The 23003-nt window shown below is 48.6% G+C and carries 21 protein-coding genes and 2 pseudogenes; 15 read left to right on the plus strand and 8 right to left on the minus strand.

The features are described 5' to 3' along the window. Window positions 1-189 precede the first annotated feature (189 nt). The 6 genes from LN737_RS14785 to LN737_RS14810 all read left to right on the plus strand — a co-directional run bounded on the left by LN737_RS14785 (window position 190) and on the right by LN737_RS14810 (window position 4709). The gene (locus LN737_RS14785; protein ID WP_405520058.1) at window positions 190-1029 is read left to right on the plus strand and encodes an alpha/beta hydrolase; all 840 of its coding nucleotides are present in this window, start codon (window positions 190-192) and stop codon (window positions 1027-1029) included. Between the two features lie 389 nt (window positions 1030-1418). Then, complete coding sequence (locus LN737_RS14790; protein ID WP_405520060.1) at window positions 1419-1592, plus strand: hypothetical protein; 174 nt, start codon at window positions 1419-1421, stop codon at window positions 1590-1592. Next, window positions 1586-2113 (plus strand): type 1 glutamine amidotransferase domain-containing protein, encoded by a 528-nt coding sequence (locus LN737_RS14795; protein WP_405520062.1) that lies wholly within the window; start codon window positions 1586-1588, stop codon window positions 2111-2113. The genes LN737_RS14790 and LN737_RS14795 overlap by 7 nt, the downstream gene beginning before the upstream one ends. A gap of 97 nt (window positions 2114-2210) precedes the next feature. After that, window positions 2211-2534, plus strand: coding sequence for a putative quinol monooxygenase (locus LN737_RS14800; protein ID WP_405520064.1), 324 nt, complete (start codon window positions 2211-2213; stop codon window positions 2532-2534). Between the two features lie 173 nt (window positions 2535-2707). Further along, entirely contained in the window at window positions 2708-3400 is a 693-nt protein-coding gene (locus LN737_RS14805; protein WP_405520066.1) for an alpha/beta fold hydrolase, read from the plus strand. Between the two features lie 517 nt (window positions 3401-3917). After that, window positions 3918-4709, plus strand: a complete 792-nt coding sequence (locus LN737_RS14810; protein ID WP_405520068.1) for an alpha/beta hydrolase — start codon at window positions 3918-3920, stop codon at window positions 4707-4709. 98 nt (window positions 4710-4807) lie between these two features. Here LN737_RS14810 and LN737_RS14815 read toward each other — a convergent pair whose 3' ends face one another. Together LN737_RS14815 and LN737_RS14820 are read right to left on the minus strand one after the other, a co-directional pair. Beyond that, window positions 4808-5989: an ATP-binding protein gene (locus LN737_RS14815; RefSeq protein WP_405520070.1), complete on the minus strand. Its 1182-nt coding sequence runs from the start codon at window positions 5987-5989 to the stop codon at window positions 4808-4810. 7 nt (window positions 5990-5996) lie between these two features. Further along, on the minus strand, window positions 5997-6803 hold the full coding sequence (locus LN737_RS14820) for an alpha/beta fold hydrolase (RefSeq protein ID WP_405520072.1): 807 nt from the start codon (window positions 6801-6803) through the stop codon (window positions 5997-5999). Between the two features lie 246 nt (window positions 6804-7049). Here LN737_RS14820 and LN737_RS14825 point away from each other — a divergent pair. Continuing rightward, window positions 7050-7384: pseudogene (locus LN737_RS14825) on the plus strand (PQQ-dependent sugar dehydrogenase); the annotation flags it as partial. Window positions 7385-7637: 253 nt separating this feature from the next. On the opposite strand, the gene LN737_RS14830 reads toward LN737_RS14825, so the two are convergent. Continuing rightward, on the minus strand, window positions 7638-8147 hold the full coding sequence (locus tag LN737_RS14830; protein WP_405520074.1) for a hypothetical protein: 510 nt from the start codon (window positions 8145-8147) through the stop codon (window positions 7638-7640). A 252-nt stretch (window positions 8148-8399) separates the two neighbouring features. On the opposite strand from LN737_RS14830, the gene LN737_RS14835 reads away from it, so the two are divergent. Further along, on the plus strand, window positions 8400-9095 hold the full coding sequence (locus LN737_RS14835; protein WP_405520076.1) for a hypothetical protein: 696 nt from the start codon (window positions 8400-8402) through the stop codon (window positions 9093-9095). A 119-nt stretch (window positions 9096-9214) separates the two neighbouring features. After that, window positions 9215-9532, plus strand: coding sequence for a hypothetical protein (locus tag LN737_RS14840; RefSeq protein ID WP_405520078.1), 318 nt, complete (start codon window positions 9215-9217; stop codon window positions 9530-9532). 280 nt (window positions 9533-9812) lie between these two features. Here LN737_RS14840 and LN737_RS14845 read toward each other — a convergent pair whose 3' ends face one another. Next, on the minus strand, window positions 9813-10715 hold the full coding sequence (locus tag LN737_RS14845) for an AraC family transcriptional regulator (protein WP_405520080.1): 903 nt from the start codon (window positions 10713-10715) through the stop codon (window positions 9813-9815). Between the two features lie 155 nt (window positions 10716-10870). On the opposite strand from LN737_RS14845, the gene LN737_RS14850 reads away from it, so the two are divergent. The 6 genes and pseudogenes from LN737_RS14850 to LN737_RS14875 all read left to right on the plus strand — a co-directional run bounded on the left by LN737_RS14850 (window position 10871) and on the right by LN737_RS14875 (window position 16402). Then, on the plus strand, window positions 10871-11719 hold the full coding sequence (locus LN737_RS14850) for an aldo/keto reductase (protein ID WP_405520082.1): 849 nt from the start codon (window positions 10871-10873) through the stop codon (window positions 11717-11719). A 162-nt stretch (window positions 11720-11881) separates the two neighbouring features. Further along, window positions 11882-12364 (plus strand): nuclear transport factor 2 family protein, encoded by a 483-nt coding sequence (locus tag LN737_RS14855; RefSeq protein WP_405520084.1) that lies wholly within the window; start codon window positions 11882-11884, stop codon window positions 12362-12364. 1 nt (window position 12365) lies between these two features. Beyond that, window positions 12366-12683 carry a hypothetical protein gene (locus LN737_RS14860; protein WP_405520086.1) on the plus strand — a complete coding sequence of 106 codons (318 nt, stop codon included), beginning with the start codon at window positions 12366-12368 and terminating at the stop codon, window positions 12681-12683. Between the two features lie 6 nt (window positions 12684-12689). Beyond that, window positions 12690-12992 carry a flavodoxin gene (locus LN737_RS14865; RefSeq protein WP_405520410.1) on the plus strand — a complete coding sequence of 101 codons (303 nt, stop codon included), beginning with the start codon at window positions 12690-12692 and terminating at the stop codon, window positions 12990-12992. A gap of 10 nt (window positions 12993-13002) precedes the next feature. Next, window positions 13003-13793 (plus strand): annotated as a pseudogene (locus tag LN737_RS14870) (aldo/keto reductase); the annotation flags it as partial. Between the two features lie 503 nt (window positions 13794-14296). Next, window positions 14297-16402, plus strand: a complete 2106-nt coding sequence (locus LN737_RS14875; protein WP_405520088.1) for a PQQ-binding-like beta-propeller repeat protein — start codon at window positions 14297-14299, stop codon at window positions 16400-16402. A gap of 281 nt (window positions 16403-16683) precedes the next feature. Here LN737_RS14875 and LN737_RS14880 read toward each other — a convergent pair whose 3' ends face one another. The 4 genes from LN737_RS14880 to LN737_RS14895 form a co-directional block, all read right to left on the minus strand. Next, window positions 16684-18126 carry a beta-1,3-glucanase family protein gene (locus tag LN737_RS14880; protein ID WP_405520090.1) on the minus strand — a complete coding sequence of 481 codons (1443 nt, stop codon included), beginning with the start codon at window positions 18124-18126 and terminating at the stop codon, window positions 16684-16686. A 203-nt stretch (window positions 18127-18329) separates the two neighbouring features. After that, the gene (locus LN737_RS14885; RefSeq protein WP_405520092.1) at window positions 18330-19586 is read right to left on the minus strand and encodes a serine hydrolase; all 1257 of its coding nucleotides are present in this window, start codon (window positions 19584-19586) and stop codon (window positions 18330-18332) included. 198 nt (window positions 19587-19784) lie between these two features. Beyond that, window positions 19785-21239: an insecticidal delta-endotoxin Cry8Ea1 family protein gene (locus LN737_RS14890; RefSeq protein WP_405520094.1), complete on the minus strand. Its 1455-nt coding sequence runs from the start codon at window positions 21237-21239 to the stop codon at window positions 19785-19787. Window positions 21240-21710: 471 nt separating this feature from the next. Beyond that, window positions 21711-22646, minus strand: a complete 936-nt coding sequence (locus LN737_RS14895; protein ID WP_405520096.1) for an AraC family transcriptional regulator — start codon at window positions 22644-22646, stop codon at window positions 21711-21713. Window positions 22647-23003 lie beyond the last annotated feature (357 nt).

Genomic DNA, 23003 nt, shown 5'->3' on the forward strand with positions numbered 1-23003 from the left:
CGAAAATATCGGAGCGGAGAAGAGCTGGTATTTATTTTATCATGTGAGTAGATTATTACAAAAGATTGAATGTCAGTGTTTTATGTTGATTAGCTGACTTTTTTTCTTCTTTGATGATTGAATGGTACGGAATTGTTTACAGTTGTTTTATCAAGGATAGGGTAGTTCAACCTGTTGACAATAAGTTTCATGAAGTCAAGAAATGCCCAAACGACATCCGTTTTCCGCAACAATGAGGGCCGGGAAGTTTTTTATCGAAACTGGACCACCAGGAACGAACCGAATGGTATAGTTCTTATCGTTCACGGACTGAACTCCCACAGCGGATATTACGAGAAGTTTTCTGCGCAACTCATCGAAAACGGATATGATGTTTATGCAATGGATCTTCGGGGCAGAGGATTGTCTGAGGGTGAGCGCTACTACGTCGCTGATTACCATGATATCGTAGCTGACATTGATTTACTCGTAGGTATAGCAAGATTGACCCATCCATCCATCGCTATCTTTTTATTGGGCCATAGTGCGGGCGGTGTGTTTGCTTCGGTTTACGCAGTGGGTAACCAGGGAAAGCTAAATGGGCTGATTTCTGAAAGCTTCGCTTTTCAACTTCATGCGCCTGATTTTGCCTTAGCCATAATAAAATTCCTGGGTTACGTTATTCCGCATACGCGCCTGATCAGGTTGAAAAATGAAGATTTTACCCGTGATAAGGTTATTGTACACGCAATGAATAATGACCCCCTGCTTGAAAACGAAAAGCAGCCAGCACGAACAATACAGCAACTCATATTGGCGTCAGCGTACTTAAAAAAGGAAATGGCTCACATTACACTTCCGCTTCTTATTATTCACGGTACCGCCGATAAAGCCACTAACGCCATTGGAAGCCAATACTTTATGGAACATGCATCTTCGGTGGACAAGCAACTTAACCTGTATGAAGGCTATTATCATGATTTGCTCAACGACAAGTATAATGGGATCATCATCAAAGACATCATACGCTGGCTTAACAAAAGAGCCTGATCTGACCGGTTCTGAATAGCTGCGCTCAGCCAATAATCCTTTTTCAAATCTGCATCCGATTACGTAGCGATACGGAGGGTTTGGCTATACACTGAACTAATCGAAATAAGGATACTGGAATTCTGGTAGCGCCAAAAGCGGCTAAACAGGCGTCGATTAGGCATGACTAGGTTGTGGATATAGTAAGAAATGCCCCTTCATCAGGCATTGAAATTGATACGTATATGCATTACCGTTCGTAACTGACATTGAGCCAGAATGCCAACCATGAAAAGCGTTGCAGGAGAACTGAGAACATGCTAAAGGCGTCATTATCTGACTTTCCCGGCCCTCACGGGCAAAATAGTAGCAGTGAACATGTAATCAATAACACCTTAAATTTTTCAATCATGAAAAGGAAAATTCTCTTTATGGTAACAAGCGCGAGCGTCATTGGTCCCAAAAATCGTAAAACCGGAAGCCTGCTCACGGAATTGGCGCATCCCTATGAAGCGTTTAAAAAGCAGGGGTATGACATCGACATTTACAGTGTCAAAGGGGGGAGGCACCCATCGATTTGGTAGAATTAGACGATCCGATCAATCAGGACTTTCTGAACGATGATGGACTAATCAAAATGAAAAACACCAAAAGCATTGACAAGGTATCGATTGACGGCTACGATGCCGTGTTTGTGCCCGGCGGTTTGGGACCAGTCGTTGATATGACGGACAATCCACCCGTACAGAAAATTCTGGCTTCGTTTTATGAGAGCGGCAAAGTGGTGAGTGCGGTCTGCCACGGCCCCGTATCGCTGGGCAATGTCAAGCTAAAAGATGGATCTTATCTGGTGAAGGGCAAACACGTAACGGGTTTCAGCGCGGCCGAGGAAGCGGGCTATGCCAAGGAGGATGTCTCTTTCGAGTTGGAAGACTTATTAAAGGAGCGCGGAGCCAATTACAGTGCTGTCGACCCTTGGCAGCCCCACATCATTACGGATGGCCGATTGGTTACCGGCCAAAATCCGGCTTCCGCGCAAGGGGTAGCCGAAAGGGTAATCAATATTTTAGAATCGGCTAACGTTTTTGAACCTTCAAAAGCTTAGTATATACATCAGCCTTCCTCCAAAGGCTGGAGGAAGGCTGATAAAAGCTAACTCTTAGGCAGCATGCCATATACTGACACTTTAACCAGTTAATAGAATGAACGCAGGTGCGATTACTACAATTGCGGAATGGCTAACAAAGGATGGTCAGCTCGAAACGGTGCTCAACTTACTGGCCGAGGTTGCTGTGAAAAGCACGGAAGAGGAGGGAAACCTTTTCTATACGGCTTACCAGAATCATACCGACCCCAACACGCTGTATTTAATTGAGGGATATACAGATGAATCGGCGTTGGCTAAGCATCGCAACTCCGACCACTATAAAAAGATAGTGGTCGAAAAGATTTTACCACTGCTCGAAGCAAGAAAAATCGTACAGGTAAGCGAGTTGAACCTCAATGACCTCCAACAGGCAGAATAAGAGGCCGCGCTTTTTCGTAAACTCCTTTGCCGTTCGGCAATTGTCAAATTGACCTTGCTCTTTCTCAGGCTTTTTTCTCACTTAACTACCAAAATCGTATGAAAAGCTTAGCCATATTTCTACTATCTGTAACAATCCTATCTATTTCAACTTCAAACGCTCAGACAAAAAAAATGGAAACAGCAAAGCCCACTATTATCTTTGTGCATGGCTTATGGGCCGATGGATCGTCATGGAGCAAAGTTATCCCACTCCTGGTTGCCCGAGGCTATAAGGTGATATCCGTGCAGAACCCGACTACTACACTGGAGCAGGATATTGCTGCAACCCAACGAGCAATAGCTATTGCCGGCGGTGATGTCATTTTGGTTGGTCATTCCTGGGGAGGCTTTGTGATCACTGAAGCCGGCGATCATCCACAGGTAAAAGGATTGGTTTATGTGGCTGCCTACGCTCCCGAAAAGGACGAAACCGTTGTCTCATTAAGTGAAAAAGCGGCTCCTACCCAACTTGCCTCATTTTTTCAAGCGGAAGGTGGGTTCGTTAGTCTTACCAGAGAGGGCATAATGAAAGTATTTGCCAATGATCTTTCGGCTCAGGAACAGGAGTTGGTTTTTGCCGTACAACAGCCGACTTCCCCTGACGTATTTAAAGGGGTAGCCAGTAAAGTGGCCTGGAAACAGAAACCCTCCTGGTATATTGTGGCTTCGGAGGACAAGACTATCAACCCCGATCTGGAACGCTTAATGGCCCAACGGGCAAAGGCCAAAACAACTACCCTGAAATCATGCCACGTAGCCATGTTGTCCAAGCCCAACCAGGTTCTGGAGGTGATTCTAGATGCAGCAAAACAGGTTGTTGACTAGTTTAAATAAAAGGAGAGGGTACTTATCCTTCCCATTAGCTTTGGTCACTCGAAAAGCCATGGTCTCTCCGAAAATCAATTAATACTGAACGTGTTCCAAGCTAAACGTTAATGGTCGAGAAACCCAAGAACCATTTGCCAGAATCTTACCCGAATCACCATATGGTGATTCGGGTAAGATTCTGGCAAATGGTTTAACACACAGACGATTGACAGCCCCTATTTTTTTTGCTCAACTTTCACGAACTAGTGGGCTTTTTCTTTAGCTTTCGATTGATAATCCGATTTATCCCATTTATGAACCACGGGCTGTCGCCTTTACCTGTCGAAATAGTTTACAACTTGCCCGAACGGATTGAAATGGGGAGCCGTTTCTCAAGCCAATTGCCTGGATGTAAGCCTGTAATTGCATTATTAACCTGCCGCGTGAAACGTTAGATAGTATTCATTAAAAGAACACAACTAATATGCAAGGCCTTAATCACCCACAAACAGATACGTTCGTTTCGGAACAGGGATTGAAAGTTGCGTATAAACACTGGAAAGCAGCCGATACGCCAAAAGCCATTGTTGTTTTTGCTCACGGCTTTAATTCTCACAGCGGCTATTTCCAATGGCCAGCCGAACAACTAACGGCCCAACATTATGACGTATATGGTATTGACTTTCCAGGCAGGGGGGAATCGGATGGGGAAAGGTATTACATCGCTGACTACGAAGAGTTTGTAAAAGAGCTTGATAAATTAGTGGACATTGCGAAAGCGGCTCATCCGGGGTTATCCATTTTTTTAATAGGTCACAGTGCAGGCGGTGTTTTGTCGTCCATTTATGCGCTGGAGCATCAGGATAAACTTAGCGGTTTTATCTGCGAAAGTTTCGCTTTTCAAGTACCTGCCCCCGATTTTGCCGTTGCTGTTTTAAGAGGGCTAAGCCATCTATTTCCTCATGCTCATGTGTTACGTCTAAAAAATGAAGATTTTTCCCGAAGTCAGGAAGTAGTTGACTTTATGAATAATGACCCGCTTATAGCCGATGAAGTTCAGCCTACTAAAACCGTACAGCAATTATCGCTTGCAGACGAAAGACTGAAAGCTGAAATGCCTGCCATAAAACTGCCACTGCTGATACTTCATGGTACCGCCGACAAAGCAACCAGACCAAGCGGAAGCCAGTATTTTTATGACACGGCATCATCAGCAGACAAAACGCTAAAACTTTATGAGGGACATTATCACGATTTATTGAATGACACAGACAAGGAAGTTGTCATGAACGATATCCTAAATTGGCTGAACAAAAGGACGAACTAAGGCAAAACCATCTCTGCATTATTGAAGTCGCAAGCCCCTAAGCGGGCTTGCGACTTCGAGACATCGATCTGCCCGGAAAAAGTAAGTCACTAGAAAGATTAAGTCGTTAGCGGTAATAACAGGGTGATGGTAGTACCCTGGCCTTCTTTGGATTCGGCCCGAATAATGCCGTGGTGCCGTTCGACAATCTTTTTGGCTAACGATAGGCCAAGCCCAATCCCAGGCGTGTGCGGATCTAGTTTCTTTAAAATGCCAAAGATCTCCTCCCGATACTGATTGTTAAACCCAATCCCATTATCGCTTACTACGATCTGAGCATAGTCCATGTAGTGATATTTGTCGGGTGTTGTTTTGTATCGGTTCTGACTCACCACCCGACCACTGATCTCCACTACCGAAAATACGTCCGTCCGCCGAAACTTCACCGCATTGTCCAGCAGGTGGCCAAACAAACTCAGTAGCTCGGGTCGATTTCCCACAATGGTCGGTAAACTCCCTACTTCGAACCGGATGCCCGCTGAGCTATAGTCCGCTACGGTCTGCTCCATCAACTCCGTTAAGTCGACGGATTCGTCCACTGATCGAATGGGGTCAAAGGTAAAGTACACCTGCAAATCGTGGATGAGCTGGCGCAAGTGGGTACTGGCCCGGACAATGCCTCTTAGTCCCCGCTGCCCCAGGGTACTCCACCGATTCGTCGTTTCCTGCTCCAGCACACTGGCCAGCAGGTTAATCTTACGTAGTGGCTCCTGCTGGTCATGGGCGATAATCCGGCCGAATTGCTCCAGTTCATCATTACGTTGTTTAAGGTGGGTCAACTGGCGGTCCATCTCTGCCTGATGCTGTTCCAACTGCTGTTGAAGGGCCACTAACTCATCGTTACGCAGCAATGCCTGTTCGGCAGCCTGCTTACTGGCCAGCAGTTCCTGCTCGTATTGCCGACGCTGATAAACTGGCATCAGGCACAGGTACGTAAAGGCTTCACCGGATGCCTCGTGCTGACGAATGGCATTGAGCAGGACCGGAATGCGCACCCCGGACTGGGCTTGCAGGGTTAGATAGAGTTCATTGGCCAGCCTTCCCAGGGCAATCAAGGGGTACACGTTTGTTTGAAAGTAGATCCGACTCGCCCGGGTTAACACCACATCCATCCGCTGACCTAACAGGGCACCTGGGGTATAGCCCAGCAACTCTTCGGCAAAGGGGTTCAGGTAGACGATCTCATTCTTGGCATTCAGTGTCACCAGCCCTCCCGGCATCTGCGTCGCTATCTCCTGCATAGACGACTTAATTGGTAGCCTGCAGGTAGTGCTGAATGGCCAGAATGGTTTCAGCCGGGGCACTTAAATGAGGGGAGTGTCCTTGAGCCTGAATGACCTGTAACGTGCTTTGGGGCATATGTTGTGCCATGTATTCGCCCACGGCAACGGGCGCGATATCATCAGCGATCGACTGAATAATTAAGGATGGTCGCCCCACCTTCACCAGGTCCCGTCGGTTGTCGCCCAGAAAAGTTACCCTGGCAAACTGCTGCGCTATTGACTGATCCGTGGCACAGAAGCTGTTGGTAAGTTCCTGACCCAACTCGGGCCGTTCCCGGTTGGCCATGATGGCGGGTCCCATAACGGTGGCCCAGCCCAAAAAATTACTGTCCATCGTGTCCAATAATTCCTCTATATCGATTCGCTCAAAGCCCCCCGTATAACCTATTTCATTGATGTAGTGGGGCGACGGACTCACCATGATGAGTCGCTTGAAGCGGCTGGGTTCCTGGATCGAGGCTAATAGGCCAATCATACTGCTGACCGAATGGCCCACAAAAATGATCCCTTCCAGGTTCAGATCCTGACAGATATCCAGTACGTCCTGGGCATAGCCTTGCAGGCTGGCGTAGCGTTCACGGTTATAGGCATCCCGGGATGCCTTCCCATGACCGATATAGTCGAATCGGACGACTTGATAATGCGCTTCAAAAGCGGGTGCTACGTAGCGCCACATGCTCTGATCACAACCAAATCCATGGGCAAATAAAATTGGCTGGGTGCCTTTACCGGTAATAGTTACGTTGTAACGGTCCCTAATGGTCTGGTTCATGGTTATAGTGTACCTTATAGCATGCTTTACCCTACCATTCGGCTTTTCCAAAGATACTCAATATAGTTTATGCATTACGTTCTGTCCAGATTTATCGCTTATGTATATAATAATCAATAAATTATACTGAGGGCTTTCTTTGGATATGTGAGTCTTTGCAACGGCAGTAAAATTGTCAGCCTTATTTACCTAGAGGATTGGATTATCTGGCAGGTAGACGCTGAAGGTCGTGTCTGGCCGAGTTGACACGGGATCGACTATAGCGGCCAACGATTGGGCGAAGGCATTCAGCAACGAGATGGCATGGAGCAACCGGTTTATTACTGGGACCCGGTCGTTTCTCCCAGCGGCATGACCTTCTACAGCAGTAATCGTATTCCAGAGTGGCAAAACAATCTGTTTGTTGCCGCCCTGAGCGGTATGCACATTGTGCGGGTGGTGATCGAAAACAACCGGGTTGTCGGCGAAGAGCGATTGCTGGCGTGTGAGGGTCAGCGCTTCCGGGATATAACTCAGGGGCCGGATGGAGCATTGTATGCCATAACGGATGGGGAAGACTGTATCGAATTGACAGACGGTAAGTGGATACTTCCACTGAAAATAAGCTGGCCATTGAACAGCTATTTCAGGGGTGTGACTACAAAAGCAGTAACTAGCTACTGACCATCGGTATAAGCCACATTTATCCTCATATAAGGAGCGTTTTTGTGAGATTGTCGCCCCATCCTTGCCGGCTTCTTTTATTCCGTTAACATCCATTTTTGATAAATAAAAAATCAATGCTATAGGTGTTTCTCCCAGGTGACAACTGAAACATGGCAAGCTTACTCTGAGTCAATACGTACCGGTTGCCATTGACAAATAATAGTTGGCACAGTGTACGGAAGTCATCAATAGTAATTCTTTATGCGACAAAGGCTCAAAACGATCGGATGGTTGGATCGTATATTCATAATTCAGGTTGCTCCATTTCACATGAGGCTTCAGGGTTAATAGCTCAGTTTCCTCCTGGTCGATGAGCACAAAGGATTCGTTAAATACTCCCAGGTGCTTCAAAAGATATTCTTTCTCAATGGCATTAAAATAAGTTTTTAGAGCAATGCTTCCATTCCAGTTCATGGAGAACTTCAGCAGTACCGTGTCGGCCTCTTTCAGTTCAATGGTTGATCCCCAAAATCCCTTCGGAATAAGTTGATAGATCGAATGATTGGCCAGTTCAATAGAAGCCGTAAACTGAAACCAGTTTTTGTAGCTGAGTTTACCAATTGATTCATTGCCCTGCATCAACTCAAACGATAAAGAGTTGCTTGATTTTGCCTGATAGACGGCCATTTGCGTTTTCATTGTTAAACGTGTTTAGTTAGTCTGAGTAATTGACAGGTTGACCTCATCGCCAGGAACCTGGAGATAGCTGCCTGCTGATTTGGTATCAATTTTCCACTATTTTTGATTGTAAAGTCAAGATCGAAGCGTTATTAAGTTGTGTGCAGCCATGTTTACACAGACTTACACAGTTGTTGTTGCCGATACAAACGTGCCTGACCCTGTAATTTTCGGCCTCTCATATCGGACGTAACGATTCAGTTAATTTGTAGTATGGTTACTGACCGCCTGCTGTTTGAAACATTGTGGAACGAAGTCTTGCGCCAGTACTTTTGGGAAGAATTAGCGCTGGAATTTACTAATCCGGAAAACCCACCGGCCCCCATGAATCAGGTGTTGGGTAACATGCGCACTGCCAGAGGGGAAGAAGTATGGGCCAAATCGAGCCCTCATCTGGGTAAAAATCGATTGCCGGACTATGTCGCCCTGAAAACAGGATACCGATTCAGTGGCAGCAATTATCGGAATCACTATGATCATCTGATTAAGAAAAAGGCCGACATCAATGCGAATTCGGAGTTCTTTCTGGCCTTGGCAAAAACGCTGGGTTATCCGGATTTTAATGCCTATAAAACTGCCTATGAGTCAGCGCTGATGTCCGTACAAACTGAAAAAGAAAAAGCTGATGCTGACACGGCTCTGACCCTTCAAAGCCTGACTGCCATTAATCACCATCTCCGGATTCACGTACGTTGGCTGAAAGCGATTACGTTTGGAACGGTTGGTTTGCTGGTTGTACTAAGCTGGCTATTCGTTAGCAAACAGCCGTCCGCGATTCCCCAAGGGCACATCACTCGAAAAAGAGCGCATATTTCTAGTTTGGCCAAAGGCGTCATCGGTAATTGGTACAGTTATAACCGGACGTATGAGGCCCGGGAAAAGCTGATCCCTATATTTTCAATCGAATAGCCTGGACGATAGGCGCGGATAAAGAGGGGTATCTTACGTTCGAGCGATACTGGAAAGCTATAGAATTCGACGGCTGGATTGAATTTATCGATGGGGCTATTCCCCAGCTCCATTTTTTCATGAGTGTTTATCAAAATGGGAACGGTCGACAGGATGCCATTGGTTATCGGCACTTCAACTGTGGCCTATGGGGTGAAAACCACGACTGGCTTCGAACGGATACGCTCATCTGCGTTTGCACGACCTACGATTTTAGTGGTAGTGGGCTGGGTGAGCCCTTAGCCAGTCGTGAATTACTCATCCGACAACGTGGTGTTTCATTTGATTCTCTCAAAAAAGGAGCTACCAGCCTGCCCATTGAGCATATGAGCTGGTTAGATATAATCTTACCAAAGAAAACCAGTTATATTTTTCAGAAGCCCGTTGAATTTGAGTAGCACTGCTCCCGAATGAGATCGAATTGTCCGATGATCAATACGTTAAAAAAACCGATAGAGCCCACTGGTCGTAGTGTCGCTTGCAGGTGGCAAATGGAATAGTACAAACGTAGTCATGGATCATTAGTAATTTCATTTCACTGAAAACGCCCGTTTTGAACAAGCGCTTGTTCAACCAGACTATGTTTCATTAAGCCCACCACAGACTACCAACGTACTAACGTAACCAGGCGGTTCGACCGGACTGGTTACGCGGTTTTGAACGGGCAGATATAGACGATCAGTTGTAGTGTAGAGTCCGGTACTCATTGGGCGACTGTCCAACCCGTTGCTTGAATAAGCGGATAAAGTGTTGGGGATACTTGAACCCTAAGTCATAGGCGACTTGACTCACCGATTTGCTTTGGTCAAAGATTCGTTCTTTGGCAAGATCAATCAACTTCGCCTGAATGTATTCCTGAGCGGTTTTGCCTGTTTTTTTCTTGATCAGATCACCAAAGTAATTAGCCGATAAATTCAATTCACCTGCACAATACGTAACGGAAGGTAAGCCTAACGTCTGCGGTTTGTCGGTCTGAAAATAGTCGTTCAACAACGTCTCGAACCGTTCCAGTACGCTTTTATGGGCGGTTTCCCGGGTAATGAATTGCCGATCATAAAATCGGGTGCAATATCCCAGAAACAATTCAATCGTCGATACGATCAATCGTTTGCTATGTTTATCGATGGCATGTTCCAATTCGTACTCGATTTTGGAAAAGCAGTCCAAAACGATTTGTCGTTCCCGATTCGATAAATGCAGCGCTTCGTAAAACTGATAGCCAAAGAAGGAGTAGTCCTGAATATGACGGCCCAGGGCGGTACCGTGAATTAGATCCGGATGAAAGACCAGCGCATACCCTTTTGGTTGATACGTTTCCCCGTTACTGTTCATGCCAGCCACCTGGCCCGGTGCCATAAAAACCAGGGTTCCTTCCTGGTAGTCATAAGTATGTCGACCGTACACCAGATCACCACATTTGACATCTTTTAAGAAAACGGTGTAGAAGCCAAAATACATCCGGGAGCCCTGTCGGGGATTGGCCTTGGACAGATCGACAACACTCACCAGCGGGTGCAGCGTTTCATTGTTATTAAACGCATTGTACTCACTGATTGTCTCGAATCGTCTTAAAGTATCCATAGTACGGTTGGTTATCTTCTTCAAAATTATCGCTTTCTGACCACCCTTCCTGATAGATAAACCTTAATCAGTAATAATGGTAGTACTATCCGTAATCTATATACCATTTGGGCGAAGAAATGAGAAGACCTTTGCCCTGTAAACGAACAGGTATCATGCAACACGTAGTTTTGAACAATGCGGTAGAAATGCCCATCCTGGGGTTTGGCGTATTTCAGGTGCCTGATCCTGCCGAATGTGAACGTAGCGTACTGGATGCCATCGCCACGGGTTATCGACTAATCGACACGGCCGCTTCGTATGGTAATGAAGAAGCTGTGGGACAGGCCATTAAAAAAAGTGGTGTGCCTCGGGAAGAACTATTTATTACCACCAAGCTCTGGATACAGTCGGATGGCTACGAAGGCACAAAGAAGGCGTTCGAGACTTCCTTGGAAAAGCTGCAACTCGATTATCTGGATTTGTACCTGATTCACCAGCCCATGGGCGATGTGTATGGCGAATGGCGGGCAATGCAGGCGGTGTATAAAGAAGGCAGGGTGCGAGCCATCGGCGTGAGTAACTTCCAGCCAGACCGGCTGATTGACCTGATCATCCACAATGAAGTTGTGCCAGCGGTCAATCAGGTTGAAACGCACCCGTTTCACCAGCAGATCGACACCCAGCAGTTCATGATCGACAATAAGGTGCAGATCGAATCCTGGGGACCCTTTGCGGAAGGAAAGAATGACTTGTTCCATAATGAGCTGCTGGCGTCAATAGGTGCGAAGTACAATAAATCCATCGCGCAGGTTGTACTACGCTGGCTAACCCAGCGGGGCGTAGTAGCTATTCCCAAGTCGGTTCGGAAGGAGCGCATGGCAGAGAACTTCAATAGCCTCGATTTTGAGCTGAGTACTGACGACATGGAAGCCATCAAAACCCTGGATACGAAGGCAAGTCTGTTCTTCGATCATCGTGACCCGGCCATGGTCAAATGGCTGGGCGAACGTAAACTGTTTTAATAAATCCCACAACAATGAACATTAAACGTGCAACTATGGCAACCCATCCGACCAAAGAAAAAAACGACCTGGTTCGGACGGGTAACCGACGAGGAATACGCGGGAACTAAGTAAACCCTACAAACGAATATCGACGTCAATCATAAACCCCTAGACACCATTATGAAAGCATCAATTTTTGGGCTATTATTTTTTAGTATAAGTATGCAATCGTCCTTCGCCCAATCAGCCAACGCAAGCGCTTCGGTAACAAACAGAACGAGTGAAGAGCAAGAAATTATCAATCTCTCGAAAGATAAATGGCAGTGGATGTCCGAAAAGAATGTAGACAAGCTGGCTCAACTCTTCGATGATAAATCAAAATTTGTCCATATGAGTGGAACCTGGAAAAAGGACGAAGAACTCGACATTATTAAAACCGGAAGTATTTGGTACCGCAAAGCCGATGTACATGACGTAGCGGTTGAGCTTTTTGACGACACATCCATCATCTGGAGTCGCATTACCCTGGAGTCCACAGTTCGGGGCAGTGAGGCAAAAGTTGAGTTTACCGTTACCGAAGTCTATAAAAAAGAAAGGAGTACCTGGAAACTGTTAGCCCTGACCTTTAGTAGTGTCCGGGACACTCATGTTATCAAGCATTAGAATGTCCACCATGTTGCTGCACGGCCTGTTGGCAGTTCTTCTGTTGATCGGGTCCTGTTCTTCTCAAACGGAGCGCGTTCAATCTATCGATAAGGCTACTATAGCGCCCGAAAAGGTGTTGATTGTGTATCTGTCACGGACAAATAATACGAAGGCAATCGCGGAAATCATTCATGCTCAGGTAGGAGGAGAACTGGTAGCGCTTGAATTAGCGAAACCCTATCCTGAAAACTACCGGGCTACGGTCGAACAGGTAGCCAGGGAAAATGAAACAGGTTTTCTGCCCCCTTTAAAGACAAAGATTGATACGATTCAGTAATACGATATCGTATTTGTCGGCTTTCCTACCTGGGGTATGCAACTGCCTCCGCCCATGAAAAGCTTTTTGCGGCAGTACAATCTCAGCGGTAAAACCGTTGTTCCGTTCAACACCAATGGGGGCTATGGAATTGGCAGTACGTTCGAGACCGTCAAGGAACTGTGCCCCAACAGCAACGTACTGGAAGGATTTACAATGCGGGGTGGCTCGGAACGGGATGGTCAACTGCTGGTTATCGAAGGCGACAAGGCCAAAGAAGCCAAAACGGCCGTCGGGAAATGGTTACGTACGATTAACGTACTGAAATAAATCAACTTTTATGGAAACAAGAATAGTAGGAACCAGTGGCCTACAGGTGTCCGCCCTGGGCTTAGGTTGCATGGGCTTAAGCTATGGCTATGGTCCGGCAACCAACAAACAGGACGCCATTCAATTGATTCGTGCCGCCTTCGATAAAGGGGTTAATTTCTTTGATACGGCGGAGGCCTACGGTCCATTTGTCAATGAAGAGCTTTTGGGCGAAGCAGTGCAGCCTTTTCGGAATCAGGTAGTGATTGCCACGAAATTCGGGTTTCAGAATAGGGATTCCACCAAAGGGCAGGACAGCTGCCCCGAACGTATCCGATTGGTGGCCGAAGAAGCGCTGAAGCGATTGAGAACCGATCGAATCGATTTGTTTTACCAGCACCGCGTTGACCCGGCTGTGCCGATGGAAGATGTGGCCGGAACGGTCAAGGAACTGATTCAGGAAGGAAAGGTTAAGTACTTCGGCCTGAGCGAAGCGGGTGTATCCTCGATTCGGAAAGCCCATGCCGTGCTGCCAGTAACTGCTTTGCAAAGTGAGTACTCATTGTGGTGGCGGGAGCCTGAAAAGAGATACTACCCACGTTAGAAGAACTCGGCATCGGTTTTGTTCCGTTCAGCCCGCTGGGAAAAGGATTTTTAACGGGAAAAATCGACGAAAACACCCAATTTGACAAAACCGATTTCCGCAATGTGGTTCCCCGCTTTTCGGAAGAGAACCGGAAAGCGAACCAGAAGCTGGTAGACTTACTGGGCGACATTGCCCGGCAAAAAGAAGCCACCCCGGCGCAGATTGCCCTAGCCTGGTTTGCATAAAGTATTGAGTTTAAGACGTGCTGTTAATTAGATGCAACGGTAAACCGGAACGTATGGTTTAAAAGTTTGCTTTTGCAACGGGCTGTCTCTTAGCCTCTCATACCACAAGTAGCGTCTGGTTATCTATATCGTCAGCTGAAAGTAGACGAATAGGGTGTGCATGGGACGAGACAGTTCCATAATCGTTATGACGTAAGAAAAAAGCTAGGCAATCCATTAGATTGCTTCATGAGGGTAAATGAAGCGACTCAGTACGGTTCGGTTGCCTTCCGGCCCAAATCAGACCTGAGCGTCCTGGATGTTAGTCTCGATACTCTATACAGCAAGCCTAAAATTAGGCTTACCGAGGCAGTGCGTATCCGTAAAACGTATCGCCAATAGCCTGTCGGTGTAGATATGCCAGAATGTTTGATGTCCTTGAGCCACATAAGCTGAGAAGTCATTCCAACTTTCGGCCATTTTGTGTTCATTTGTACGTTCCTCCAACCCTACTTATGAACCGGTTCACCTACCCAGCCTTACTGCTGACCCTTGGCCTGCTCAGCCTAACCCAAACCCCCGCCACCACCGACTGGCCTGAATACAACGGTGGACCCGACCGCAACCATTTTTCGCCCCTCACCCAGCTAAATCCTGGCAACGTTGCCCGCTTACAGGTCGCCTGGGAATATGCGTCGGGCGGAGTCGATACGCTCAAAAACAACACCCAGATTCAGTGCAACCCGCTCATCATCAACGGCGTGTTGTACGGGGTCTCGGCGGGCTCGCAGGCCTTCGCCCTCGACGCGGCCACCGGCAAACAGCTGTGGAAAACAGCCTTCACCGACGATACTTTCGCCATGAATAGCCGGGGCGTTACTTACTGGACCGATGGGCGGGAGGCCCGGATTTTCTTCTCTTATGGCTCGCTGCTCTATGCTCTCGACGCCCGAACGGGAAAACCGGTGGCCAGTTTTGGCAAAGGCGGAAAAATCAACTTAAAAGATGGTCTTGCCCGTCCCGGAGCCGATGAGTACGTAGTGAGCAACACGCCGGGCGTGGTGTATAAAAATCTGCTTATCATGGGCCACCGGGTGTCGGAGATCGCTCCGGCCCTGCCCGGCGATGTGCGTGCCTACGATCTGCGCACGGGGCGGATCGTCTGGACTTTCCACACCATTCCACACCCAGGCGAGTACGGAGCCGATACCTGGCCCAAAGATGGACACCTTAACTTCGGGGGAGCCAACAACTGGATGGGTATGGCCATCGACCGGCAGCGTGGCATCGTGTATGTGCCCACGGGGACTGCAGCATTCGATTTATACGGCAGTACTCGGCCTGGCCAAAATCTGTTCGGTAACAGTCTTATAGCCCTCGACGCGGCCACAGGCAAGCGGCTTTGGCATTTTCAGACGATCCACCACGACATTTGGGACCGCGACATTCCGGCTCCCCCCAATTTATTCACCGTCGTTCATGGCGGTAAAAAGGTGGATGCCGTATCAGTGTTATCCAAACAAGGGTTTCTGTTTGTTTTCGACCGGGTCACGGGGAAGCCGCTGTTTCCGATTGAGGAACGACCCATGCCTGCTTCCAGCGTTCCGGGAGAGAAAGCCTGGCCTACCCAGCCGATCCCGCTCAAACCCGCACCGTTTACCCGGCAATCGTTCTCGGAAAGCGATATCAACGATTTTGTAACCGACCGCGATACGGTACTGGCTCAACTACGACGCTGGCAATCGGGCAAGGAGTTTATTCCCCTTCCCCTGAGCCCCAACCGTACCGTGTTTTTCCCCGGCACCGATGGAGGTGCTCAGTGGGGTGGAGCAGCCGTAGACGAAGCGGGCATAATGTACGTTCCCGCCAAGCAAATTCCGGTCACTATGGGGCTGGTTCCGACCCCCGCCGGTTCGGCCTCCGCCCAGGTCGTTGAACGCACCGGTAACCAGCTCTACCAAACCCACTGTGCCGGCTGCCACGGCCAGAACCGCGAAGGCAGTCATGATGGTAGCTATCCGGCTCTGACTGGCATTTCCCAAAAACGCAATCAGACGTCGGTGGCCCAGGTTCTGGCCAAAGGCCAAGGCATGATGCCTGCCTTCACTAACCTGAAGGAACCCGAGCGGAAAGCCATTGTGGATTTTTTGTTCGGTAAAACAACGGCCGTCGCCAGCACCGCAGGCCTGAACACGGCGCCTTACCACCACACCGGGTTTACCCGCTGGTACGACCGGGCCGGCTACCCCGTGAGTCGTCCACCCTGGGGCACTCTGACAGCAATTGACCTGAATACCGGCGAACACCGTTGGCAAGTGCCGCTGGGTGAATACCCCGAGCTGGTGGCCAAGGGCCTTCCCCCGACGGGTACTGACAACTACGGTGCCCCGGCCGTCACGGAGGGCGGATTGCTCTTCATCGCTTCCTCGCGCGACGAGTTGATTCGGGCGTTCGATCGCAAAACGGGCCGTGAGCTCTGGCGGGCCAAACTACCCGCTGCCGGGTATGCTTCGCCAAGTACCTACGCCGTCAATGGCAAACAATACGTAGTGATTGCCTGCGGGGGCGGCAAACTCAAAACCAAGTCGGGGGATCGGTACGTAGCATTTGCGTTGCCGTAATCAACTGCCTGGTCATTCAGGGGGTGTCTAGCGCCTGAATGACCAGTAGGTTTTAATAAATCGATGTAATTATCTCTAGAGAAAATGCTTGGGCGGTGTCAGTTACGATAGTAAAGGCGGCACTAGTAGGATGGCGTAAAAAGACGGATAATAAAGGCGACACAATCGATCAGTGAAAGCGAAAAATTCGGATGATCCTCAACTGTAAGGGTTCAGTTAGCGGGTTGACGTTTCCTGCCCCTCCCGTTTTGTTGCTTCCTACTCTCTCCTTGCTTTGCCATTTAGGGAAGCTTGACGGATTCCAGCGAATTCAACGTTATGTTCACCATCCCGCCAGGACTAAAAACCAACGAGGGGTCTTCCGCGTATACGTCATCGAAGGAGAAAGCATAGGCCTTGCCATTTGGCGCTAAGGCATGAATGACCTTCGCATACAGTTCAATCGGAAAATCCGGTGTCCCTTTGCCTCCAGAACCCTGATAATATTTCGACCGGTCCAGCCAGTCGGTACGTCCATCATTGTAGTGCATCACCCCCCGACAAATAGCCATCATGATGGCCAGCACGGCGTCATCATTACCCCAGTCGGCAGCACTACCAGCCCCCAGCGAATTGCCCAGCAGCAGAAAGCCCCAATCAATCTGATTCCGGTCCGCTGCGGATACTGAATGAAAGTACGTAGGCAAGCCAGGGTTTCCCGGACCCGTGTAGGGGATTGGCAGGGAGTGATAGGGTGTTACGTTTCCAGACCGGGGGTCGGCTGTATAGATCGCTAAGGTACGGGCTAGCCCGGTGCCCAGTATTTGCCCATACCGAACATTCTTTTGGGTAGGGTACTGCTTGTCGTAAAAGCTGAAAACGCCCCGGTCAGGATTGAAACAGTGCTTGTCTATATACTCATCCAGGTACTGGCAAAACCGCGAAGCATTCGTCAGGCACTCGTCCGCAGTGTCACCCCAATCGCTGTAGCCTGCCGATTTTGGGGCTAGAAAGCGAAGCACCTGTTGATTATCATCGCGGACAATCAGTTGTTTATACATCGCTGCCGCTGGATTGGTCGCTACTTCTCCAGGTATTGCCTCGTTTAAGGCCGCCAGAATCTGGGCTCTGGACTGGGTAAAGCCCACCGTTTTAGCCGCATCCGAATTCACCGATAGCTGGTAGGAAATGCCATAAAAATCGACATTCGTCGGATTGATAAAGCAATCGCCCGAATCACCGGCATTAAATTCGATTTTTTCATAGAGGGTTTTGACGATTTTGCTCGTTGAGGGCCCCGATGCCGAGAATTCCGCGGGATTAAAATCAGTATTGATGGCAAAATAAATCCGGGCACTGGTCAGGGTCGGAATCCGAATGGGCATGGCAATGGCCGAGAGTGGGCAGGAAGTCACCCCGGATGAAAACGTAGTCAGGGGATGTAGCGCCCCGGCGTTGGATTTCAGATCAAGATAGCTGAGCCTGCCTGTTGAATCGGTACCAATAATGGAGACAAAAACCTTATCACTCGACACGCCTGAAGTGGGGGCGTTGTTGATGGACAGATTAATCTTGGTCATCACCCCTTCGGATTCGCCCGGCAAGATTGGCGGAACAGAAGGGGGCAGGGTGTGGTCGGTCATACAGCTTTGCAGGAGCGTTGGTAAAAAAAGGGCACTGCCCGCCCCCAGTGCCGAGCGTTCCAGAAATTGTCGGCGCGTGGTTTTACTCGTTTGGAATGACATGAAGTTTGTGGTTAAAAGGGTTGAGAAAATGGATCAGGACGAGTTGGCCGTCAGAACGGCTTCAAGCAGGCAAATGCTCGGTAGTCGAATCTGCGACTTTGATTTTACAGGCTTGACGTGGGACAACAAAGGCTGCCTCGGTTACTGGTAATTCAGCTACTTCTTTCATGGAGGGACCGATGAATTAAAGCCCATACCTTCGCTCAGGGTTTACCGGGATAACCTAAGGCCGTTCGGGCCGCGTAGGCTGCATCGGTGATCGCATGGAAGCATTTTAAAAACGAAGTAGCTCCCTCCGGCCCTTGGGTATAATCCCACAGCGGTAGATACGTCACCACCGATACGTCGGTGAGCGGATCGTACATCATCAGCGACAGATTCCCAATCCGGGCACCGTTTTTACCATACCCCAGGTTTTTAACGAAGAAACCACCCAGGTCATCGGTCTGCATCACCTTTACCGTTTGCGGCATTAAGACATTCTGACTTTTCATCAGCGAGCGTAGGTACGTATTGAGGGCCGCCATTGTGCCGATCCCATTGCCTTCGGCGATCTGCGCGCTCATGTTATAATCCCCGTAGGTAATTGTCTGGGTGGGATACCGCACGGTGCCGACCACCCGTGGTGATGGCAGTACGGTATCATCGGCTCGGGCGGGAAAATAAAGAGCAACAGGTACTGGCGCGGTGGGTCCCACTACGTAATCCTGAAGGTAATCGTTGTAGGTTTTGATACGTCCCGTTTTGGCCGAATATACCCGTTCGATAATCTGGCCCAGAATCGAATAGCCCGTATTGCTGTAATGATAGCCCGTGCCCGGTGCCCAGTAGGAAAGCTGGTTTAGAATCAACTGATGTACCATTTCCTCGGTGGTGAACTGATGGGTGGGGTCGGCCGTTTGGGTAGCCTCGGTATAAGACAGGCCGTTGAAGCCGGGAACGGGATCATTGTCGACATCGAAAACCCCGGCTCTGTGCTGCAGCAGTTGCTCAATCGTGATGTCATTTTTGTAGGGGAAATCCCACTGGGGCGTATTGGGCACGTAGGGCGTGGTTGTTCCCGGTATGAGGTCCGTAATGTGGGCTTTATAGTTCAGCCAGCCGTCTTCGTGCATATTCAGGATGGCGGTGGCCGTAAAGTGCTTGGTGTTACTGGCGATGCGGAAATTCGCCGTTTCGGTAACCGGCGTGGTGCCGGAGCCGACTGAGGAGACGAAGATTTTTTCGGTCGGCGTTTGAATCAGCACATTGAGCGAGGGGACCGGATTGCCCAACTCGTGTTCCAGATCGGCCCGTACCTGATCGACTGCTTGCTGCACCTTTTGGCGGGAAGGGGCAGGATGATCCTCCAGGTGAATGACGCTACAGTCCAACAGCAAGCCGGCCAACCCGCCAATGAGGTAAGCGCGCCACAAAGCGGTATATATACGGATACGTAAGCGATGGAGGGGCTTAGTCAAGCGCCTTAAAAAGAGAACGTTCATCTTATTTACGCCGACGTGTTGAGCGGCAGGTTTGCTTTTACGTAGGTAGACAAGCCGCGCCTTTCTGCACGCCCATCAGTAGGTAGTGGTGGGAGCGCTGGTGGTAAGGTGATGGAGGGTCCATTTCCTTACCACCAGCGCTCATAAAATCAGCCTATTGGCTAGATTAAGGGGCTACTTGAGAGCTTCAGCGCGGGCTTTAATCGAGGCCCAGTACGCCTGGCGGGCGGCCTTTAAGTCGTCGGTGATCGGAGTAGCCGAAAGACTTGGGGAGACTTGGGCAAAATCAGCCGCTGCATGTTCTTGTGGGCTTGTTATATAAAGGTTCTGAATTGACCTCAAGGCTGCTTTGGGTGAAACCCAGTATTTAAAGCCATACACGATCATGTCTATACTGCCAAATTTCTGACTTAACCCGTGAGTTTGCATACTTGACAGAGCCTCGTTGGTAAAACATATCATACCTGTATCTACGGAAATAAAATTGGTACCCACATCTCTTCCGCCAAGCATATAAGTAGTTGTCCCGTCATAAAACTGAAACTGCATACCAATTACACCAGTCCACTCTTGGTAGGTGGTTCTGACCCCGACTATCGGGTTGTTGGGCTGTATATCAAATATGCCGCCATGAGGAGCCTGATTACTCCCCCCAAATCCATTATGCGGCTGATCACCCCTCCGGCCCGTTGTCGTAATCCCATCGGGTCCGCCACCGACCGGGTAGGTTAACTGATACGCATCAAGTTCATCAAAAGCCCATATGGTTACGTTAGTAGGGAATTGTGTTGGTGGAGGTGACCATAAAGAAAATCCGGTATTGCCATGATCGATACCGCCATAGGGGTCAGTGTAAATCTCACGGTCCAACATCGCCTTCTTGCCATTAGGGAATATCGTGACATCAAAATAATTCCAGACCTCCACAAAGTCTGATACTGTTAATGTCATATGGCGGTCATACCGATTAATGGTCCGATAAGGCTCGCCATCATAAATAGTTGACGGTGCTTTATTCGCCACCTGGTCGTGGCCGGCAGGAACCCAGACCTGGCAGTACTTGACAAAATCATCGATAGCCTTTTTCAAATCGGCAATATCCTGCGTGTTGTCGGCAGGGGTCCTACCCCAGCTTTGCCCAAAGGCTACCCCATCGCGTAATAAAGCCAGATACATGTTGGCAAACTGAGCAAACAAAGGCAAGAGCAGCACCTCGTATCCTTTTGATTGGAAGTGGGGAAGCGCAATCACAAAAGCATTCCTCGTAGAGCTCCATTGAATGAGAATGTTCTTCGCATCTCCGTTTTTAAGCTCATTCAAATAAAGCGTCATCGTGCTTTTCAAGCCTTGCAGATCCTCGCTTACCTGCTGATAGACCTGGTCAGTGATTTTCTGGTCGACCAGGGCTTCCACCTGGGCTTTGATTTGGCCCCATATGTCAACCTGGGTGTTGGGCCAAAAGATGCCAAGTAAACCGCCAAGGATCCCACCAACATCGGGTATCAATGAAAGCGCAGTGATGACTACTTGTTTCGCGTCGTCATTCCAATCAATACTGGAAGACCATTCCGGCGAGCCGATCAGCGGTGTGATCGGTGCACCGGGGGGACAACGTTGTGGTCGGTGCAACTGGCCAGTAACCTCGGTAAAAGAAGTGCACCGCCGACTCCCCATGCCGAGCGTTCCAGAAACTGTCGGCGCGTGGTTTTACTCGTTTGGAATGACATAGTTTTTGTAGTTAACTGGTTTGAGGAAATTGATTGATGGCAAGCCAAACGGCGGCCGTGAGCTACTGACTCATGGATCGACCTGCTCCAGGGCCTATCCAATTTTTAAAGAGATACTAAAGACTGTTTCAGACTGATTGTTGCTTCTTATGAACGGCTGGAATTGAGTTGGACAAAGGTTGGTTTTTGCAATGAAGAGCGATGGCAATTCTGTCTCAAATACGAGCAATCCTGTCTCAGCAGGCTGAAAAGAAGGGTAGGCCGCGTCTCCTGAAGCTGAATAAATGTCATCGCAGCCTATAGTTCCCCAATTCGTAGGGTTCACTGGCGCACATGCTTATGATGCGGGCGTTCCATCCCGTAGTAACACTACTTACTCTGCAAGTAATTTAGTAAGGGCGGCAACGCTGGAAAGGCCTACTTTTGTGGCAACCTGGCTCAAATCATAAAGGTGAGTATCCACTAATTCGCGGGCTATCCGGAGACGGTAATGGCGAATAAAGGTATGAGCAGGAATCTGGTACAATTCCTTGAAAAGCCGGTTAAATTTTGTGAGACTCATGTTGGCCATTTTAGCCAGGGTTACCGGTGTAAGGAAAGGGTCGTGCAAATGGGTTAATAAATGCTGTTGAGCCATTTCAACCTGGTAGAGATCCGGTTTAAGGTACTTATTGTGCGAAAGGTCATGTTTATGATGATAAACAACCCGCTCCAGTAATCGTAAAAGCAGAGCGTTGATACTCACCGACACAAAAAGCTGCTTTAATGGCCGGGAAGGGTATATTTTCCAGAATTCACCCACATCAGTTTTAATAATTTCGAGCAGAGAGGGATTCGCTTCAATGGATTCTTTAAGATCGTTGAATATATCTACTGCTCTGAGGGCCATCCAGTCTGGTAAATAAGCCGATACCCAACTTCGGCTCACAATTAGTATAAATAGGTTGCCGGTAGGAGGAGTTGATAAATCGGCGGAAGGACCAGCGACAGTTATCTCAGTAAGTTGATAAATTACTCGCGTGGTCGTTATCGACTGGTGTACACTGACAAAAAGGACAAAAAGGGAAGCATCGGGGGGCGAAATGGTAAACGAAAAGCCCTGTGTTAGGTGAAATCTCAGCAGCAATACATCTAAGTTGGACGTAATACTGTACTGATCCGCAACCCCGGTTAATGATGCATGTTCAATCGAAAATAAACCCGAATTCGCTGGGCTATTGATTCCAAATTGTTGTTTCAGTTGGTTCAGTAGTGCGTAGGCAGCTAGTTTAGCCTTTCCCGCCTGAGCCCGACTTTCTTCTTGATCCATTGTAAATTTCTATATTCGGACGAATTGATTAAATGGCATAATTTGATGTAGATCGGCAGAAAGACCCTTTAGTAGTACGTAAGACTGGGAACGCACTCATTGATTAACGAGTCGTCAGGTGCCTGTTTATTAACAGTTTCTCGTATGCAGGAAGGTACTCAGAGGCATATAGTTCGTTATTGGCTTATCGTATGGGTTAGCGATACTGATTCGGGCAGAAGAGACATGAAGCTACGTATCGAACAGGGGCTCGTAGCGCTTTAGGGATCTTACCCAACGCAGGAGCCTATTGGGTCCGTTATAGTTTTGATACCGATTAGTTCTCCAAATTTGGGGGTATGGCCGCATAAGGTCTGT

Source organism: Spirosoma sp. KNUC1025 (assembly GCF_045160025.1).
Classification (GTDB): Bacteria; Bacteroidota; Bacteroidia; order Cytophagales; family Spirosomataceae; genus Spirosoma.

What these genes read in the sequence shown, in the direction of transcription:
- LN737_RS14860 (WP_405520086.1), top strand. Translation starts at nt 12,366, where the DNA reads ATGTCCACCATGTTGCTGCACGGCCTGTTGGCAGTTCTTCTGTTGATC.
- LN737_RS14820 (WP_405520072.1), bottom strand. Translation starts at nt 6,803, where the DNA reads ATGAACCAGACCATTAGGGACCGTTACAACGTAACTATTACCGGTAAA.
- LN737_RS14815 (WP_405520070.1), bottom strand. Translation starts at nt 5,989, where the DNA reads ATGCAGGAGATAGCGACGCAGATGCCGGGAGGGCTGGTGACACTGAAT.
- LN737_RS14845 (WP_405520080.1), bottom strand. Translation starts at nt 10,715, where the DNA reads ATGGATACTTTAAGACGATTCGAGACAATCAGTGAGTACAATGCGTTT.
- LN737_RS14835 (WP_405520076.1), top strand. Translation starts at nt 8,400, where the DNA reads ATGGTTACTGACCGCCTGCTGTTTGAAACATTGTGGAACGAAGTCTTG.
- LN737_RS14805 (WP_405520066.1), top strand. Translation starts at nt 2,708, where the DNA reads ATGGAAACAGCAAAGCCCACTATTATCTTTGTGCATGGCTTATGGGCC.
- LN737_RS14790 (WP_405520060.1), top strand. Translation starts at nt 1,419, where the DNA reads ATGAAAAGGAAAATTCTCTTTATGGTAACAAGCGCGAGCGTCATTGGT.
- LN737_RS14855 (WP_405520084.1), top strand. Translation starts at nt 11,882, where the DNA reads ATGAAAGCATCAATTTTTGGGCTATTATTTTTTAGTATAAGTATGCAA.
- LN737_RS14785 (WP_405520058.1), top strand. Translation starts at nt 190, where the DNA reads ATGAAGTCAAGAAATGCCCAAACGACATCCGTTTTCCGCAACAATGAG.
- LN737_RS14840 (WP_405520078.1), top strand. Translation starts at nt 9,215, where the DNA reads ATGAGTGTTTATCAAAATGGGAACGGTCGACAGGATGCCATTGGTTAT.
- LN737_RS14830 (WP_405520074.1), bottom strand. Translation starts at nt 8,147, where the DNA reads ATGAAAACGCAAATGGCCGTCTATCAGGCAAAATCAAGCAACTCTTTA.
- LN737_RS14880 (WP_405520090.1), bottom strand. Translation starts at nt 18,126, where the DNA reads ATGTCATTCCAAACGAGTAAAACCACGCGCCGACAATTTCTGGAACGC.
- LN737_RS14895 (WP_405520096.1), bottom strand. Translation starts at nt 22,646, where the DNA reads ATGGATCAAGAAGAAAGTCGGGCTCAGGCGGGAAAGGCTAAACTAGCT.
- LN737_RS14850 (WP_405520082.1), top strand. Translation starts at nt 10,871, where the DNA reads ATGCAACACGTAGTTTTGAACAATGCGGTAGAAATGCCCATCCTGGGG.
- LN737_RS14800 (WP_405520064.1), top strand. Translation starts at nt 2,211, where the DNA reads ATGAACGCAGGTGCGATTACTACAATTGCGGAATGGCTAACAAAGGAT.
- LN737_RS14875 (WP_405520088.1), top strand. Translation starts at nt 14,297, where the DNA reads ATGAACCGGTTCACCTACCCAGCCTTACTGCTGACCCTTGGCCTGCTC.